The organism is Jiangella anatolica (assembly GCF_003236295.1).
Classification (GTDB): domain Bacteria; phylum Actinomycetota; class Actinomycetes; order Jiangellales; family Jiangellaceae; genus Jiangella; species Jiangella anatolica.
Window position 1 is genome coordinate 36,446 of sequence record NZ_POTW01000029.1, and the last position, 15,458, is coordinate 51,903.

Consider the following 15,458-nt stretch of genomic DNA (forward strand, 5'->3'; position numbering starts at 1 on the left):
GGGTACGTCCAGGGTGACGAACGGAGGAGCCATGGTGCCCAGCGACGTCGCGTTGTTCGCACCGTCGCCCGTGCTGACGGTGACCGTCGAGGAGCAGGGCGGCAGCCCGGACATCCACGTCCACGCCGGCGGCCAGGGCGTCTGGCAGGCGCGGATGCTCGTCACGCTCGGCGCGTCGGTGACGATGTGCTGCGTGCTGGCCGGTGAGACCGGGACCGTGCTGCGGCACCTGATCGAGGACGAGGGCGTCGCCGTCAAGGCGGTCGAGGGCGCCGGCCGCAACGGCGCCTACATCCACGACCGCCGCGGCGGCGAGCGGGTCGAGGTGGCCGAGGCGCCGTCGGACCCGCTGACTCGGCACGACCTGGACGAGCTGTACGGGCTGACGCTGAGCACCGGGCTGGACGCCGGCGCGGTGCTGCTCAGCGGCCCGTCGGACCACCCGGCGGCGGCCGACGCGGTGCCGGCCGACACCTACCGCCGGCTGGCGGCGGACCTGCGCGCCGTCGGCAAGCCGGTCATCGCCGACCTCGCCGGGGAGCGCCTCGCCGCGGTCCTGGAGAGCGGGCTGACGGTGGTGAAGGTCAGCCATGAGGAGCTGCTCGACGACGGCCGCGCCGACGGCGACGACCAGGACGCGCTGATCGCGGCGATGCACGACCTGCACGACCACGGCGCCGAGTACGTCATCGTCACGCGGGCGCACGAGCCGCTGCTGGTCCTGGCCGACGGCATCGTCAGAGTCGTGCGGATGCCGCAGCTGCAGTCCGCCGACACGCACGGCGCCGGCGACTCGCTCACCGCGGGCGTGACGGCGACGCTGGCCCGCGGCGGCGACATAGAGGACGCGGTCCGGCTCGGCGCCGCGGCCGGCATGCTCAACGTCACCCGGCACGGCCTGGGCACCGGCGACGTCGAGGCGGTGCTGAAGCTGCGCGAGCTGGTCGAGGTGGACCGGCTGGAGCCCGGCGCCGGCACCGCGCCGCAGGCCCAGGTCACCCCGCGCGACCTGGCCGAACGGGCCCACGGATCGTGACCGCCCGGCCGCGCGCCCTCGTCACCAACGACGACGGCATCGACGCGCCCGGCCTGCGCGCGCTGGCCGGAGCGGCGCAGGAGCTCGGCCTCGACGTCGTCGTGGCGGCGCCGGCGGTGCAGTCCAGCGGCAGCAGCGCGTCGATCATCGCCGGGCTGGAGGAGCGCGACCGGATCGCGCTGCGGCGGCACCCGCTCGACGGCCTCGACGACGTGCCCGCGTACGCCGTCGGCGCCGCGCCCGGGCTGATCGCGCTGATCGCGGCGTACGGCGCGTTCGGCGACCCGCCCGACGTCGTGCTGTCCGGCGTCAACCACGGCGCCAACGTCGGACGGGCGATCCTGCACTCGGGCACCGTCGGCGCGGCCCTGACCGCCGGCATCAACAAGTCGCGCGGCCTGGCCGTCTCCCTCGACGTCGGTCTCGCCGTCGAGTACCACCTCGAGGCCCCGGCGGCGGAGCCGCACTGGGCGACGGCGGCCGAGCTGGCCGCGCGGGTGGTGCCGGCGCTGCTGGACCAGCCGCCGGGCACGGTGCTCAACCTCAACGTCCCCGACCGCGAGCCGGGCGAGCTGGGCGAGCTGCGGCCGGCGCCGCTGGCCGCGTTCGGCATCGTGCAGACCACGATGACCGAGCAGACCGACGAGCACATCCGGCTCTCCGTCGCCGGCCTGGCCGACCCACCGGCGCCCGGCACCGACGCCGACCTGCTGGCCGGCGGGCATGCCGTCGTCACGGCGCTGCGGTCGGTGTGCGAGATCGACTCGCCCGTTCTAGACGCGGTGGCCGGCGCCGCCGCTACCGCCCGCGAGTGAGCTCGACGGCGTATCCGTGGCCGTCGCGCTCCCACCGCCCGATCGTCCACGGCGACGGTTCGACGAGTGCTCGCAGCTCCGGCTCGGACACGAACAGGTAGTCGAACCACTCGGTGGCCAGCGCGCCGTCGCGCACGCGTAGCCGGCACTGCCCCGGCAGCCGGCCGCGCTCGCGGTTCCACCGGTGGTAGGCCAGGTGCTCGGCGTCGTCGGTGTCGAACGGGTCCAGGCCCGACAGCAGCAGCCGCCCGCCGGGCGCCGTCACCCGGGCCAGCTCGGCCAGCACCACCGGCGCCGTCGTGGCCGAGCCGAGCAGGCCCACGTTGTTGCCGAGCAGCAGCACCGCGTCGAACGTGCCGATGCCGTCCGGCAGCGCCTCCGCCGACCCGAGCCGCGCGTCGACGCCGCGCTCGCGTGCCACGGCGACCGCCCCGGGCGACGGGTCCACCCCGACCACGTCGACGCCGCCGGCGGCCAGCACCGCGGCGTGCCGACCGGCGCCGCAGCCCACGTCGAGGACCCGGCCGGCCAGACCGGCGCAGATCCGCCGTTCCGCCTCGGGCCAGTCGTCCAGGCCGGTGAAGTAGCCGGCCGCGTCGTGCACCCCGATGTGCCCGTCGTCGCGCTCCATCACGGTGAACGCCACACCCGGCCGCCCGCCGGCGGCGTGGCATCGCTCGAGCACCCGGCCGAACGCGTCACCGATCTCCATGGGTTCAGGAGACCACGCGCCCGATGATCTCGTCGGCCAGCCAGTGCGCGACGCCGTCGCGCAGCGGCGGCCGCACGCTGAGCACGATGTGGCCGAACCCGGCCTCGATCAGCTCCTCGACCGTCGCACGGGCGGCGGCCGGCTGGTCGTACTCGACGATCAGCTGGACGGAGCGGGCGATGGAGGCCGGGTCGCGCCCGATCTCCGCGCAGTACCGGTCCAGCAGCGCCGTCCGCTCCCGCAGCAGCGCGAGGTCGAAGTGCGGCGGGCCGGGGACGTTCCACACGTCGGCGTGCTCGGCGACCACCCGCAGCGACCGCGGGCCCCAGGCGCCGAGCAGCAGCGGCGGGCCGGGGCGCTGCACCGGCTTGGGCTCGCACACGGCGCCGCGCAGCCGGTAGTGCTCGCCGTCGAAGTCGAACGGCGGCTCGCTCCACAGCCGGCGGACGATCGTGCACGCCTCCGCCAGCGCGGCCCGGCCCTCGGCCGGCGGCACCAGCGGCAGCCCGTACGCGGCGTGCTCGCGGGCGGCGAACTCCTGACCCTCGCCGTGCGCGTCGGTCGCGCCGACGCCGAGCCCGAGGACCAGCCGGCCACCGGAGACGATGTCGACCGTCGCCGCCATCTTCGCCAGCAGCGCCGGCGACCGGAACCGGTTGCTCGTGACCAGGTGCCCGAGCCGGATCCGCGACGTCTGAGCGGCGAGCGCCGCCAGCAGCGTCCAGCCCTCGTGACCCGGTGTCGTCGGCGGGCCGATGATCGGCACCAGGTGGTCCCAGAGCCAGGCGTCGGCCAGCACGGGCACCTCGTCGGCCTCGCGCCACACCCGCACGAGGTCCGCGTAGTCGACGTTCACCTGGGTGGTCTTGAGCCCGAAGCTGACACCGTTCACGATGGCCATCCTTTCATCAGTACGACTGATCGTCAGTCTAACTGACGATCAGGGCGATGGCAGAATCGACACATGTCCACCGACGACGGCGCCGGCTCGCCGCCGCGGGCCTACCGCCTGCAGTACCTGCTCAAGCGCGCGCACCTGCGGCTCGCCGAGCTGACCGGGCAGGCGCTGGCCCCCTACGGCCTCGACCCGCGCGAGCTGGCCGTGCTCGTGACGCTGACCCAGGACGGCCCGCAGTCGCAGCAGGAGCTGGCCCGGCCGCTGCAGGTGGACCGGACGACGATGGTCGCGATCGTCGACCGGCTGGAGGGCCTGGAGCTGGTCCGCCGGCGGCCGGATCCGTCCGACCGCCGGAAGAACCTCATCGAGCCGACCGAGCACGGACGGCAGACCGGCGCCGACGCGACCCGTGCGGTCGACGCCGCGGAGCGGACGTTCCTCGACGCCGCCGCGGACGTCGATGCGGCGGAGCTGCGCGACCTGCTCTGGGCACTGGGTCGCGACTTTCGCCACTGACCGGACGAGTTTCACAATTCACCGCGCGAAAGACCTTCCGCTCGCGCGGGAATGATCAGTACGATCCGGGCCAAGCGCTTTCCAGCCGCCGCCGTCCGGAAGGTGATGCGCATGCCCGCACCCGAACCCACCCGCCGGACCGTGTTGGGCGCCGCCGGAGCCGGAGCGCTCTGGCTGGCCGCGGGCGCGCCGTCCGCTGCGGGCGCGCCGTCCGCTGCGGGCGCGCCGTCCGCTGCGGGCGCGCCGTCCGCCGCGACCACGCCGGTGGCCGAGGCCGCCATCGGGCCCGACCAGAACCCGGGGCTGCGGTACTGGTACCCGGTTCCGCGCGCCCCGGGGATCGTCCGCACCGACGTGTGCGTGTATGGCGGCACGTCGGCAGGGGTGACGGCGGCGGTGCGGGCCGCGCAGGCCGGCCGCAGCGTCGCGCTGGTGGTCTTCGGCCGGCACCTCGGCGGGCTCAGCTCGGCCGGGCTCGGCGCGACGGACACCGGGCGGATCGAGTCGATCGGCGGGCTGAGCCGCGGGTTCTACCGCCGCCTCGGCGCGCACTACGGCCGGCCGGAGTCGTTCACGTTCGAGCCGCACGTCGCCGAGCAGACCTTCGACGCCTGGGTCGAAGAGGCCGGCGTCCAGGTCTTCCGCGAGCACCGGCTCGAGGACGTCCGCATGGTCGGCGACCGGATCCACTCGCTGCGCGCCGAGAACGGCAAGGTCTTCGTCGCCGGCGCGTTCATCGACGCCAGCTACGAGGGCGACCTGATGGCCGCCGCCGGCGTCGGCTACACCGTCGGCCGCGAGGCGAACAGCACCTACGGCGAGACGCTCAACGGCGTCCAGTTCCGCTCCGGCCACCAGTTCCAGCGCCAGCTCGACCCGTACGTCGTCCCCGGCGACCCGGCCAGCGGCCTGCTGCCGGGCATCTCCGCCGACGCGCCCGGCGCCACCGGCCAGGGCGACCACCGCATCCAGGCGTTCAACTTCCGCGTCTGCCTGACCCGGGCCGCGGACCGCAGGCCGTTCCCCCAGCCGCCGGGCTACGACCCGGACCGGTACGAGCTGCTGCTGCGCTACATCCGGGCCGGCGTGTGGGACGCGATGCGGCTGAACACGCCGATGCCGAACGGCAAGACCGACATGAACAACAACGGCGCCGTGAGCACCGACAACATCGGCCGCAACTACGACTGGCCGGACGGCGACCACGCGACCCGCGAGGCGATCTTCCAGGACCACGTCACCTACCAGCAGGGGCTGCTCTGGTTCCTGGCCAACGACCCGCGGGTGCCGGAGGCGATCCGGGCCGAGGTGAACGGCTGGGGCCTGACGAACGACGAGTTCCCGGCGACGGCCGGCTGGTCGCACGAGCTGTACATACGCGAGGCGCGCCGGATGCTCGGCGACTACGTCGTCACCGAGCACGACTGCCGATGGACGGTGGCCGCGCCGGACCCGATCGCGCTGGCGTCGTACACGATGGACTCGCACAACTGCGCCCGCGTGCTCGTCGGCGGGTTCCCGCGCAACGAGGGCGACGTGCAGGTGCCGCCGGCCGGGCCGTACGGCCTGTCCTACCGCGCCATCGTCCCCAGGCGCGGCGAGTGCTCGAACCTGCTGGTGACCTGCGCGATCTCGGCGTCGCACATCGCGTTCGGGTCCGCGCGGATGGAGCCGGTGTTCATGGCGACGGGGCACGCGGCGGCGGTCGCGGCGGACCTCGCGCTGAGCGGCGGCATCGCCGTGCAGGACGTGCCCTACCCGGCGCTGCGGCAGCGGCTGCGGGCGGACCGGATGGTGCTCACGTGGCCGCCGAACGCCGGCGTGCTGACGTTCGAGGCGGCGGACGAGCTGCGCCCGGCCGTCGCCGCCGACGTCACCGTCACGTTCGTCAACGAGGAGGCGGCGACGGTGTCAGCGGTCCGGCTCGCGCTGGCTGCCCCAGCGGGCTGGACGGTGACGCCGTCGACGCCGACGGAGGCCGCCGCGGTGGAGCCGGGCGCGGAGTTCGCCGTGACCTGGCGGGTGACGGCGGCCGCTCCGGCCGAGCCGGTCGCCCAGGCCACGCTTGACGCGACCGTCGCGTACGACGGCGGCGGCCACAGCGCTCAGCACGTCGTCGCCGTCGCCGAGCCGGTGCAGGCGCCGCTGACGACGGCGGCATCGACGCGCGCGCACTTCGGCCAGCGCGGCGGCCGACTGGCGATCCTTGGCAACGGCGCCGACCTGTGGACCGGCGTCGACCAGTACGGCGCGATCTTCCTCGACGGCGCGGCCGGCCCCGCGACGACGGCGACCGTCACCGTCGTCTCGCAGGAGGCCACCGACCCGAACGCCCGGGCCGGGCTGGTGTTCCGCAACGACCTGCGCGGCGCCGGCACGTCGACCGGCTACATCGCGCTGGTGGTGAAGCCGGCGAACGGGCTGCTGCTGATCTGGGACGGCGACGGCAGCGGCACGGTCGAGTCGGTGCTGCGGGCCGAGCTGAACCCGTCGCCGTCGCCGGTGCACCTGCGGCTGGCGCGGAACGGGCAGCGGTTCACCGGCTCCTACAGCGTCGACGGCACGACCTGGCTGACGATCGGCGCCGCCGACCTGCCCACCGCCGCCGCGACCCAGGACGTCGGCGTGCTGTCCTGCGCGCACGTCCAGGACCGGCTCGGCCTGGCGGTGTTCGAGGACCTGACCGTCAGTCCGTGAACGTCGCCACGACGGGCGCGTGGTCGGAGTCGTGGGCCGTCGCGCGGGGTCGCGGGTCGTCGGTGACCGACGGCAGCCCGCGGTCGACCAGGCTGTCCACCGTCGCGACCCGCTGCAGCAGCCGGTGCGAGACCAGCACGTGGTCGATCAGCTCGCCCCGGCCGCGGTAGACGCGGCTGTACCGGCGCGCCTCCGGGATCAGCGGCGCGGTGTTCCACAGCCGCCACGCGTCGCCCTTGTCCGGCTGGTTCAGGCCGGGTGTGCCGATCTCCGAGCCGCCGGGCCCGAGCAGGATCTGCGTCGTCGCCGCGCCGGGCTCGTCGTTGAGGTCGCCGCAGACCAGCAGCGAGCGATCCTGGCCCTCGCCGTCGAGCAGCGCGTTGGCCCACTCGCGGACGGTGGCCGCCTCGGCCGCGCGGCGGTACAGCGCGAACGCCCCGTAGCGGGCCCGCTCGCCCTCGTCGCGCGGCGCGAACCGGCCGCCGGGATAGCTGAGCAGCTTGGACTTGAGGTGACAGGTGACGACGTCGACGGTGTCGCCGCCGGTCGTGCGGACGCGGGCGCGGAACGCGCCGCGGCCCATCTCCTCCGACAGCGCGCCGCCGTCGGACGCGCGCACCGGCCCGACGCCGTCGGCGTAGGCGACCAGGTCCTCAGTCTCCTCGACCGGCAGCCGCGAGATCACCGCGACCCGGATGCCGCGGCTGTCCGGATGCGCGGACACGTGCGAGGTCCAGTCGCCGTCGAGCCGCTCGACCAGGTCGGCCAGTGCGGCGGACTCGCCGATCTCCTGCAGCGCCAGGACGTCGGGCGCCATCCGGCCGATGGTGCCGGCCAGCGCGTCGAGCTTGGCCTCGTAGGTGGCCTGGTCCGGCGGACGGCCGTCCTCGTCGCCGGGCAGGAACAGGTTCTCCAGGTTCCACGTGCCGATCACGGTCACGGCTTGACGCTAGCGGAGCCGGCGGACGGCGGCCAGAGCCGATCCCACGCCGAGCGCGCCGACGACGACGGCGAACGCGAGCAGCGCACCGGACAGCCCCGTCACCCGGGTCGCCAGGCCCAGCCCGAGCACCGGGACCGCGAGCCCGACGTAGCCGGCGAGGAACAGTCCCGCCAGCGCCTCCGCCCGTCCGGTCGCGCCGGCCAGCCCGGACACGATCGCGACGGCGGCAGCGAACAGCAGCCCGGCCCCGGCGCCGGCCACCACGCCGCCGAGCAGGAACCCGGCCGGCGACGAGGCGTCGACCGAGACGACCAGCAGGGCCAGCCCCGCCGCCACGGCGACGGCGCCGGCCGGCAGCGTCCGCCGGGGCGGCCGGCGCGACAGCAGCACCTGGCCGGTCGCGCCCGCGGCGAACGTCACGAACGCGGCCGCGCCGGTCAGCGCGTGCGACGGCGCGCCCAGCATCTCGGTGAGCAGCGTCGGCGCGATCGACGTGAACAGCCCGAACACGGCGAGCGCCGCGAACGCCGTCAGCGCCGCCGCCGCGTACAGCCCGCGCTCCGCCGCCGGGACCCGGACCCGCTGCGGCCGGTACGGGCCGGGATCGGCCGGCGCCGGCGCGGTCTCCGGCACCAGCGCCAGCCCGATCGCGGCGACCGCCAGCAGCGCGGTGACCACGAGGTACGGCAGCCGCAGCGGGTCGGCGGCGACGTCGGCCAGCAGCCCGGAGACCAGCGGCCCGAGCCCGATCCCGCCGAGGTTCGCGGCGACGGCGACGACCTCGGCCCGGCGCGGGCCCGCGTCCGGCCGCGCAGCCCGGTGCAGCTCGGCGAGGTGGACGGTCGCGGTCGCCGTGATCGCGCCGACGGCGAAGCCCTGCAGCACCCGCGCCAGCAGCAGGCCGGGCAGCGCCGGCCAGAGCAGGAAGACCACGCCGGCCGCGACCGACAGCAGCACGGCCGGCACCAGCACGCGTCGCCGCCCGAGCCGGTCCGAGACGTGGCCGACGAGCAGCAGGCTGACCGCGACGCCGAGCGCGTAGACCGCGAACACGACCGTGACGGTCGCCGCGGAGAAGTGGTCGCGCTGCTGGTAGTCGACGTACAGCGGGGTCGGCACGGCGGAGAACGCCATCGTGACGGCGAACGCGTAGGCGGTGAGCCAGAACCCGGTCGCGTGCGGGACGGTCGTGCGTCCGGGCCGGGAGAGGAGCTCGGTGGTCATCGGAACCCTTCTCGTGTGGGTTGACGTCCCCAGCGTGCGCGCGCGAAGATCCATCGTGCCAACAGATCTTTTCGATTCCACTGATCGAGATCACCGATGGAACTGCGCCAGCTCGAGCACTTCGTCGTCCTCGCCGACGAGCTGCACTTCACCCGTGCGGCCGGCCGGCTGCACCTCGTGCAGTCGGCGCTGTCGGCGTCGATCCGCGCGCTCGAGTCCGGCCTCGGCGCCCAGCTGTTCCACCGCAGCACGAAGCAGGTGCGGCTGACCGAGGCCGGCCGGGTGCTGCTGCCGGAGGCGCGCCGGACGCTGCGGGCCGCGGCGCTGGCCCGCGAGGCGGTCGCCGCCGTGCGCGGCGTCACCACCGGGCGCCTCGTGGTCGGGTTCATGCAGGCCTCGCACAGCTACGACCTGCCGGACCTGCTGCGCCGCTTCCACACCGCGCATCCCGGTGTGCAGCTGCGACTGCGCCAGGCGCCCAGCAGCGAGCTGGTCGAGGGCGTCCGGACCGCCCAGCTCGACCTCGCGTTCGTCGCGCTCGGCGACCGCCCGCCGGCCGGCGTCGACGTCCGCCCGCTCGGCCGGGCGCCGATGCCGCTGGCCTGCCCGCCCGGACACCGGTTCGCCGCCGCCGCGCCGGTGCCGCTGGCCGAGGTGGCCGGCGAGCCGTTCGTCGACTTCGGCCCCGGCTGGGGCGCCCGCGCCGCGACCGACGAGCTGTTCCGCGCCGCCGGACTGGACCGCGTCACGGCGTTCGAGGTCAACGACATCCCGCTCTTCACCGACCTGGTCCGGCAGGGCCTCGGCGTCGGCTTCGTGCCGCCCGGCGTCGTCGCCAGCACCACCGGGGTCGAGTACGTCGCCGTCGACCCCGCACCGACCTGGCGGGTCGCCGTCGCGCACCCGCCGCGCGAGCAGCTCTCGGCGGCGGCTCGGGCGATGCTCGACCTCATCGGCTGAGCGACGCCTATGCTCGGCAGGGTCACCGCTCGGACCGACGTGGGAGCAGCGATGCAGGAAGACGACATCAGGGCCCGGATCAACGCGCTGGTCGAGGACGAGCACGACCTGCGGCAGCGGCTGCAGGCGGGCGAGATCTCGACCGAGGAGGAGCACGCTCGGCTGCGTCAGGTCGAGGAGCAGCTGGACCAGTGCTGGGACCTGCTCCGCCAGCGCCGGGCCCGGGTCGAGGCCGGCCAGAACCCCGACGAGGCCGCCGCCCGGCCCGTCGACGAGGTGGAGAAGTACCTGCAGTAGGACACTGGTCGCATGAACCTCGACGAGGCGGCGGACGAGCTCTACGCGCTCCCGCCCGACGAGTTCGTCGAAGCCCGCAACGCGCTGGCCAAGCGGCTCAAGAGCGAGGGCGACGGCGAGGTCGCCGCGCGGGTCAAGGCGCTGCGCAAGCCGACCGTGGCCGCCTGGCTGACCAACCGGCTGGCCCGGCAGCGCGCCGCCGAGGTCGCCGAGCTGGCCGCGCTCGGCGAGCGGATGCGCCGGGCGACGTCGGCGATGGACGGCGCCGCGCTGCGCGAGCTGGCCGCCGAGCGGAAGAAGCAGGTCGACACCCTGCTCAAGGCGGCCCGCGCACTGGCCAAGGAGGCCGGGCAGAAGATCGGCCCGGACCTGCTGGAGGCGGTGAACGTCTCCCTGGACGCCGCCATCGCCGACCCGCGGGCGGCCGAGCAGCTGCAGGCCGCCCGGCTCTCGCACGGGCTGGAGCACGTCGGGTTCGGCGCGATCGACGACGACGGCGAGCCGGCCGAGGTGATCTCGCTGTCCGAGGCACGGGTCGCCCGCGGCCAGCGGCTGGAGACCACGCGGCGGCCCCGGGCCGCGGAGCCCGCGGCGGCCGAGGATGAGACCGAGGCGGAGCAGGCGCCGGCCGAGGAGGAGGGCGACGGCGACGAGCGGGAGCACGCCGAGCGGGAGCTGGAGCGGGCCGAGGCCGACGTCGACGCTGCCGAGGACCGGGTCGACGACGCCGAGGCGGCCCTGGACGACCAGCGGCAGCGGCTGGAGCGCGCCCAGGACGCCGTCGAGCGACTGACCGAGGAGCTGAACGCCGCCCGCCGCGAGCTGGAGCAGGCCCGCGACGACGTCGGCAGCGCCGAGGACGACGTCGAGGCCGCCCGCAAGGCCTCCGAGGCGGCTCGCCGCCGGCGTCGCGAGGCCAAGCAGCAGCTGAGCCGGCTGTCCTGATGGCGGGCGGGCAGACCCCGCGGTCGCGGCGGCTGGCCTCGCCGATCCGTGAGTTCATCGCGACGCAGAGCTCCGGCGCGATCGTGCTGCTCGCCGCCACCGTCGCGGCGCTGATCTGGGCGAACTCGCCGTGGCCGGACAGCTACGAGGAGTTCTGGCACACCGAGCTGGCCATCCGGCTGGGCGACGCGGAGCTGTCGCTGGACATCCGGCACTGGGTGAACGACGGCCTGATGGCGTTCTTCTTCTTCGTCGTCGGGCTGGAGATCCGCCGCGAGTTCGACATGGGCGAGCTGCGCGAGCGCCGCCGGGTCGCGACGCCGGTGCTGGCCGCGCTCGGCGGAATGGCCGTCCCCGCGCTGCTCTACCTGGCCGTCAACGCCGGCGACTCCGCCGTGCACGGCTGGGCGATCGCGATGGGCACCGACACCGCGTTCGCGCTGGGCGTGCTGGCGCTGGTCGGCGAGCGGGCGTCGCCGCGGACCCGGACGTTCGTGCTGACGCTGGTGATCGTCGACGACGTGGTGGCCCTGACGATCATCGCGGTCGCGTACTCCGGCGACGTGTCGATCAGCGCGCTCGGTGTCGCGGTCGCGCTGTTCGGCGTCGTGATCGTGCTCAAGCACAGCGGCGTCCGGCACGGCGTCCCGTACTTCATCGTCGGCGCCGGGGTGTGGCTCGCGACGCTGATCTCGGGCGTGCACGCGACGCTGGCCGGCATCGCGTTCGGCCTGCTGGCGTCGGCGTTCCCGCCGTCGCGGGAGGACCTGGAGCGCGTCGGCGCGGTGTGGCGGCTGTTCCGCGAGCAGCCGGTGCCGGAGTACGCCCGGACCGCCAGCCGGTCGCTCGCGACCGCCGTGTCGCCGAACGAGCGGCTGCAGCACCTGTTCCACCCGTGGGCGAACTACCTCATCGTGCCGGTGTTCGCGCTGGCCAACGCCGGCATGGCGATCAATGGCGAGGTGCTGCGGGAGGCGGCGACGTCGCCGATCACGCTCGGCATCGTGCTGGGCCTGGTCGTCGGCAAGCCGGTCGGCATCATCGGCGTGACGTGGCTGGCCAGCCGGTTCGGCTTCCCGCTGACGGTGCCCTGGCCGCAGCTGATCGGCGCCGGGACGATCGGCGGCGTCGGCTTCACCGTCTCACTGCTGATCGCCGGCATCGCGTTCGACGGCGCCGAGCTGGACGACGCCCGGCTCGGCATCCTGGCCGCGTCGCTGCTCGCCACGCTGCTCTCGCTGCTGGTGTTCCGCACGATCGGCCGGCTGCCGCAGCGCGCCCGGTCGGCCGGGCAGGACCGGCTGGCCGCGCCGATCGTCGACCTCGCCGATCCCGTCGACCCGGAGGTCGACCACATCCGCGGCCCGGTGGACGGCGCCGTCACGCTGATCGAGTACGGCGACTTCGAGTGCCCGTACTGCGGCCGGGCCGAGCCCGCTCTGCGCGAGCTGACCGAGGCCTTCGGCGACGAGCTGACGTTCGTCTTCCGGCACCTGCCGCTCACCGACGTGCACGAGCACGCCCAGCTGGCCGCCGAGGCGGCGGAGGCGGCCGGCAAGCAAGGCCGGTTCTGGGAGCTGCACGACCTGCTGCTGACCCACCAGGACGCGCTGACCTACCCGGACCTGCTCGGCTACGCCGAGGAGCTGGGCCTGGACGTCGACCGGTTCGCCCGCGACGTGTCGTCCCGGCACTTCGCGCTGCGGGTCACCCGCGACGTCGAGAGCGCCGACCAGAGCGGTGTGGCCGGCACCCCGACGTTCTTCGTCAACGGCCAGCGCCACCACGGCCCCTACGACCTGGAGTCGCTGCGCGCGGTCATCGCACGTGAGCTGGGCGTGACCCGTTCCCAACGGGTCGATCCTGGTCCATGATCGGTGCACGCGCCGTCGAGGGGGGATCGTCGTGTCCAGTGATCGTCGTCCGGTCGTCTTCGTCCATGGCCTCTGGCTGCACGCCGACTCGTGGACGCCCTGGCTGGAACTGTTCCGTGAGGCCGGCTACGACCCGCAGGCGCCGGGCTGGCCGGGCGACTCGCCGTCGGTCGAGGAGAACCGCCAGCACCCGGAGCGGGTCGCCGGCATCGGCATCGACGCCGTCGTCGACCACTACGCCCAGGTCATCGGCGCGCTGGACACGCAACCCATCGTCGTCGGGCACTCGTTCGGCGGGCTGATCGCGCAGCGGCTGCTCGGCCAGAACCTCGCCGCGGCGGCCGTCGCGATCGACCCGGCGCCGATCAAGGGCGTGATCTTCCTGCCGCCGTCGTCGCTGCGGGTCGCGTCGGTCGCCCTGCGCAACCCGGCGAACCGCCGCGGCACCGTCACGCTGACCCGCAAGCAGTTCCGCTACGGGTTCGGCAACGCGCTGCCGCAGGCGGAGTCCGACGAGCTGTACGACCGCTGGACGATCGGATCGCCCGGCCGGCCGCTGTTCGAGGCCGCGGTCGCCAACCTCAAGCCGTCGTCGCCGGCCAAGGTCGACACCGGCAAGGCGACCCGCGGGCCGCTGCTGCTCACGCTGGGCGGCAAGGACCACACCGTCGCGCCGGCGATCGTGCGCACCACCGCCCGGCTGTACCGGAAGTCGCCGGCCGTGACGGAGCTGCGGCAGTACCCCGACCGCGGCCACAGCCTGACGATCGACGCCGGCTGGCGGGTCGTCGCCGACGACGTTCTCGCCTGGCTGAAAGCGCGTGGCCTCTGACGCCGTACCCTTGGGGCACCGACCGCTCGGCACTTCATGGAGGGCACGTGCCACGACAGGGACCTGTGCTGCTGACCGTCGAGGACGATCCGGCGGTGAGCCGGGCGATCGCTCGCGATCTGCGCCGCCGCTACGGATCGGACCACCGCGTCGTCCGGTCCGAGACCGGTGCCGGCGCGCTGGAGGTCCTGCGCGAGCTCACGCTGCGGGGCGAGCCGACGGCGCTGATCCTGGCCGACTACCGCATGCCGGGCATGAACGGCATCGACTTCCTCGAGCAGGCCATGGACGTCGTGCCGCAGGCCAAGCGGGTGCTGCTGACGGCGTATGCGGACACGCAGGCCGCCATCCGCGCCGTCAACGACATCGACCTCGACCACTACCTCGTCAAGCCGTGGGACCCGCCCGAGGAGCACCTGTACCCCGTGCTCGACGAGCTGCTGGAGCACTGGGCGCGCGACAGCAGGCCGGGCTTCGAGGGCGTCACGCTGCTGGGGCACCAGTGGGCGGCCGAGACCCAGGACCTCAAGGAGTTCCTGACCAGCAACCAGGTCCCGTACCGGCATCTGCGAGGGTCGGAGGGCGCGGCGCTGCAGGACACCGCGGCCATCCCCGACGAGGCGCTGCCGGCGGTCATCATGCCCGACGGCGTGGTGCTCACCTGCCCGCCGCTGCGCGACGTCGCCGAGCGGCTGGGCCTGGCCACGACGGCGGGCAGCCCGCTCTACGACCTCGTCGTCATCGGCAGCGGGCCGGCCGGGCTCGGCGCGGCGGTCTACGGCGCCAGTGAGGGCCTGCGCACGCTGCTGGTCGACCGCGCCGGCGTGGGCGGCCAGGCCGCGCGCAGCAGCCTGATCGAGAACTACCTGGGCTTCCCGCAGGGCGTCTCCGGCGCCGAGCTCGCTCAGCGGGCCCGCGACCAGGCCGTCCGCTTCGACGTCGAGATGCTCACCGCGGCCGCCGCCGTCGACGTCGTCGCGCAGGGCGAGGGCCGCGTCGTCCGCTTCGACGACGGTCACGAGGTCACGGCGCACGCCGTCGTCATCGCCACCGGGGTCTGGTGGTCGCAGCTGCCGGCCGAGCACGCCGACGACTTCGCCGGCCGGGGCATCTACTACGGCGCATCGGCGCACGAGGCGCCCGGCTGCAAGGGTGAGGACGTCTACATCGTCGGCGCCGCCAACTCCGCCGGTCAGGCGGCACTGCACTTCGCCAAGTACGCCAACCGGGTCGTCATGCTGGTGCGCGGCCCCGACCTGCGGCTGCGCATGTCGGAGTACCTCGTCGAGCGCATCGAGTCCGACCCGCGCGTCGAGGTGCGCACCTGCACCCAGGTCACCGCCGCCGAGGGCGACGGCCGGCTGGAACGCATCGTCGTCACCGACACCCGCGACGGCGGCACGCAGACGCTGCCCGCGACGCGGCTGTTCGTCTTCATCGGCGCCGAGCCGCCGACGTCGTGGCTGGGTGAGGAATTCGCCCGCGACGAACGGGGTTTCCTCCTGACGGGGCCGGCACTTCTCGACGCCGACGGGCGACCGCCACGCGACTGGCCGCTGGCCCGCACCCCGTACCACCTGGAGTCCAGCGTCCCGGGCGTGTTCGTCGCCGGCGACGTGCGCGCGGAGTCCGTCAAGCGCGTCGCGTCGGCCGTCGGCGAGGGCGCCATGGCGATCACGCTGGTCCACCGCTACCTGGAGGCGACGTGA

Annotated in this window: 14 protein-coding genes; 10 read left to right on the forward strand and 4 right to left on the reverse strand. The window is 74.6% G+C overall.

The window, feature by feature from the left end:
• Window positions 1–31 precede the first annotated feature (31 nt).
• On the forward strand, window positions 32–1,036 hold the full coding sequence (locus tag C1I92_RS14140; protein WP_111255299.1) for a 1-phosphofructokinase family hexose kinase: 1,005 nt from the start codon (window positions 32–34) through the stop codon (window positions 1,034–1,036).
• Window positions 1,033–1,851 carry a 5'/3'-nucleotidase SurE gene (surE, locus tag C1I92_RS14145; protein WP_111255300.1) on the forward strand — a complete coding sequence of 273 codons (819 nt, stop codon included), beginning with the start codon at window positions 1,033–1,035 and terminating at the stop codon, window positions 1,849–1,851. Before C1I92_RS14140 ends, surE begins: the two co-directional genes overlap by 4 nt.
• Here surE and C1I92_RS14150 read toward each other — a convergent pair.
• Together C1I92_RS14150 and C1I92_RS14155 are read right to left on the reverse strand one after the other, a co-directional pair.
• Complete coding sequence (locus tag C1I92_RS14150) at window positions 1,835–2,563, reverse strand: class I SAM-dependent methyltransferase (RefSeq protein ID WP_111255301.1); 729 nt, start codon at window positions 2,561–2,563, stop codon at window positions 1,835–1,837. The two genes, surE and C1I92_RS14150, sit on opposite strands and share 17 nt — an antisense overlap.
• Before the next feature lie 4 nt (window positions 2,564–2,567).
• A complete protein-coding gene (locus tag C1I92_RS14155) occupies window positions 2,568–3,455 on the reverse strand; it encodes an LLM class flavin-dependent oxidoreductase (RefSeq protein ID WP_199521221.1) in 888 nt (295 codons plus the stop codon).
• A 72-nt stretch (window positions 3,456–3,527) separates the two neighbouring features.
• On the opposite strand from C1I92_RS14155, the gene C1I92_RS14160 reads away from it, so the two are divergent.
• On the forward strand, window positions 3,528–3,977 hold the full coding sequence (locus C1I92_RS14160) for a MarR family winged helix-turn-helix transcriptional regulator (protein WP_111255303.1): 450 nt from the start codon (window positions 3,528–3,530) through the stop codon (window positions 3,975–3,977).
• A gap of 111 nt (window positions 3,978–4,088) precedes the next feature.
• Entirely contained in the window at window positions 4,089–6,674 is a 2,586-nt protein-coding gene (locus C1I92_RS14165; RefSeq protein WP_158564129.1) for an FAD-dependent oxidoreductase, read from the forward strand.
• Here C1I92_RS14165 and C1I92_RS14170 read toward each other — a convergent pair.
• Window positions 6,664–7,614: an endonuclease/exonuclease/phosphatase family protein gene (locus C1I92_RS14170; protein ID WP_111255304.1), complete on the reverse strand. Its 951-nt coding sequence runs from the start codon at window positions 7,612–7,614 to the stop codon at window positions 6,664–6,666. The genes C1I92_RS14165 and C1I92_RS14170 overlap by 11 nt on opposite strands.
• A 9-nt stretch (window positions 7,615–7,623) precedes the next feature.
• Window positions 7,624–8,841 carry an MFS transporter gene (locus C1I92_RS14175; RefSeq protein ID WP_111255305.1) on the reverse strand — a complete coding sequence of 406 codons (1,218 nt, stop codon included), beginning with the start codon at window positions 8,839–8,841 and terminating at the stop codon, window positions 7,624–7,626.
• 96 nt (window positions 8,842–8,937) lie between these two features.
• On the opposite strand from C1I92_RS14175, the gene C1I92_RS14180 reads away from it, so the two are divergent.
• Genes C1I92_RS14180 through C1I92_RS14205 form a run of 6 tightly spaced genes read left to right on the forward strand, consistent with a single transcriptional unit; the run spans window position 8,938 to window position 15,458 of the window.
• Entirely contained in the window at window positions 8,938–9,801 is an 864-nt protein-coding gene (locus C1I92_RS14180; protein WP_111255306.1) for a LysR family transcriptional regulator, read from the forward strand.
• A gap of 51 nt (window positions 9,802–9,852) precedes the next feature.
• Window positions 9,853–10,098: a DUF2630 family protein gene (locus C1I92_RS14185; protein ID WP_111255307.1), complete on the forward strand. Its 246-nt coding sequence runs from the start codon at window positions 9,853–9,855 to the stop codon at window positions 10,096–10,098.
• A gap of 12 nt (window positions 10,099–10,110) precedes the next feature.
• Window positions 10,111–11,043 (forward strand): hypothetical protein, encoded by a 933-nt coding sequence (locus C1I92_RS14190; protein WP_111255308.1) that lies wholly within the window; start codon window positions 10,111–10,113, stop codon window positions 11,041–11,043.
• On the forward strand, window positions 11,043–12,917 hold the full coding sequence (nhaA, locus tag C1I92_RS14195) for a Na+/H+ antiporter NhaA (RefSeq protein ID WP_111255309.1): 1,875 nt from the start codon (window positions 11,043–11,045) through the stop codon (window positions 12,915–12,917). The genes C1I92_RS14190 and nhaA overlap by 1 nt, the downstream gene beginning before the upstream one ends.
• Window positions 12,918–12,948: 31 nt before the next feature.
• On the forward strand, window positions 12,949–13,749 hold the full coding sequence (locus C1I92_RS14200) for an alpha/beta hydrolase (RefSeq protein ID WP_111255310.1): 801 nt from the start codon (window positions 12,949–12,951) through the stop codon (window positions 13,747–13,749).
• Window positions 13,750–13,796: 47 nt separating this feature from the next.
• Window positions 13,797–15,458 carry an NAD(P)/FAD-dependent oxidoreductase gene (locus tag C1I92_RS14205; protein ID WP_111255311.1) on the forward strand — a complete coding sequence of 554 codons (1,662 nt, stop codon included), beginning with the start codon at window positions 13,797–13,799 and terminating at the stop codon, window positions 15,456–15,458.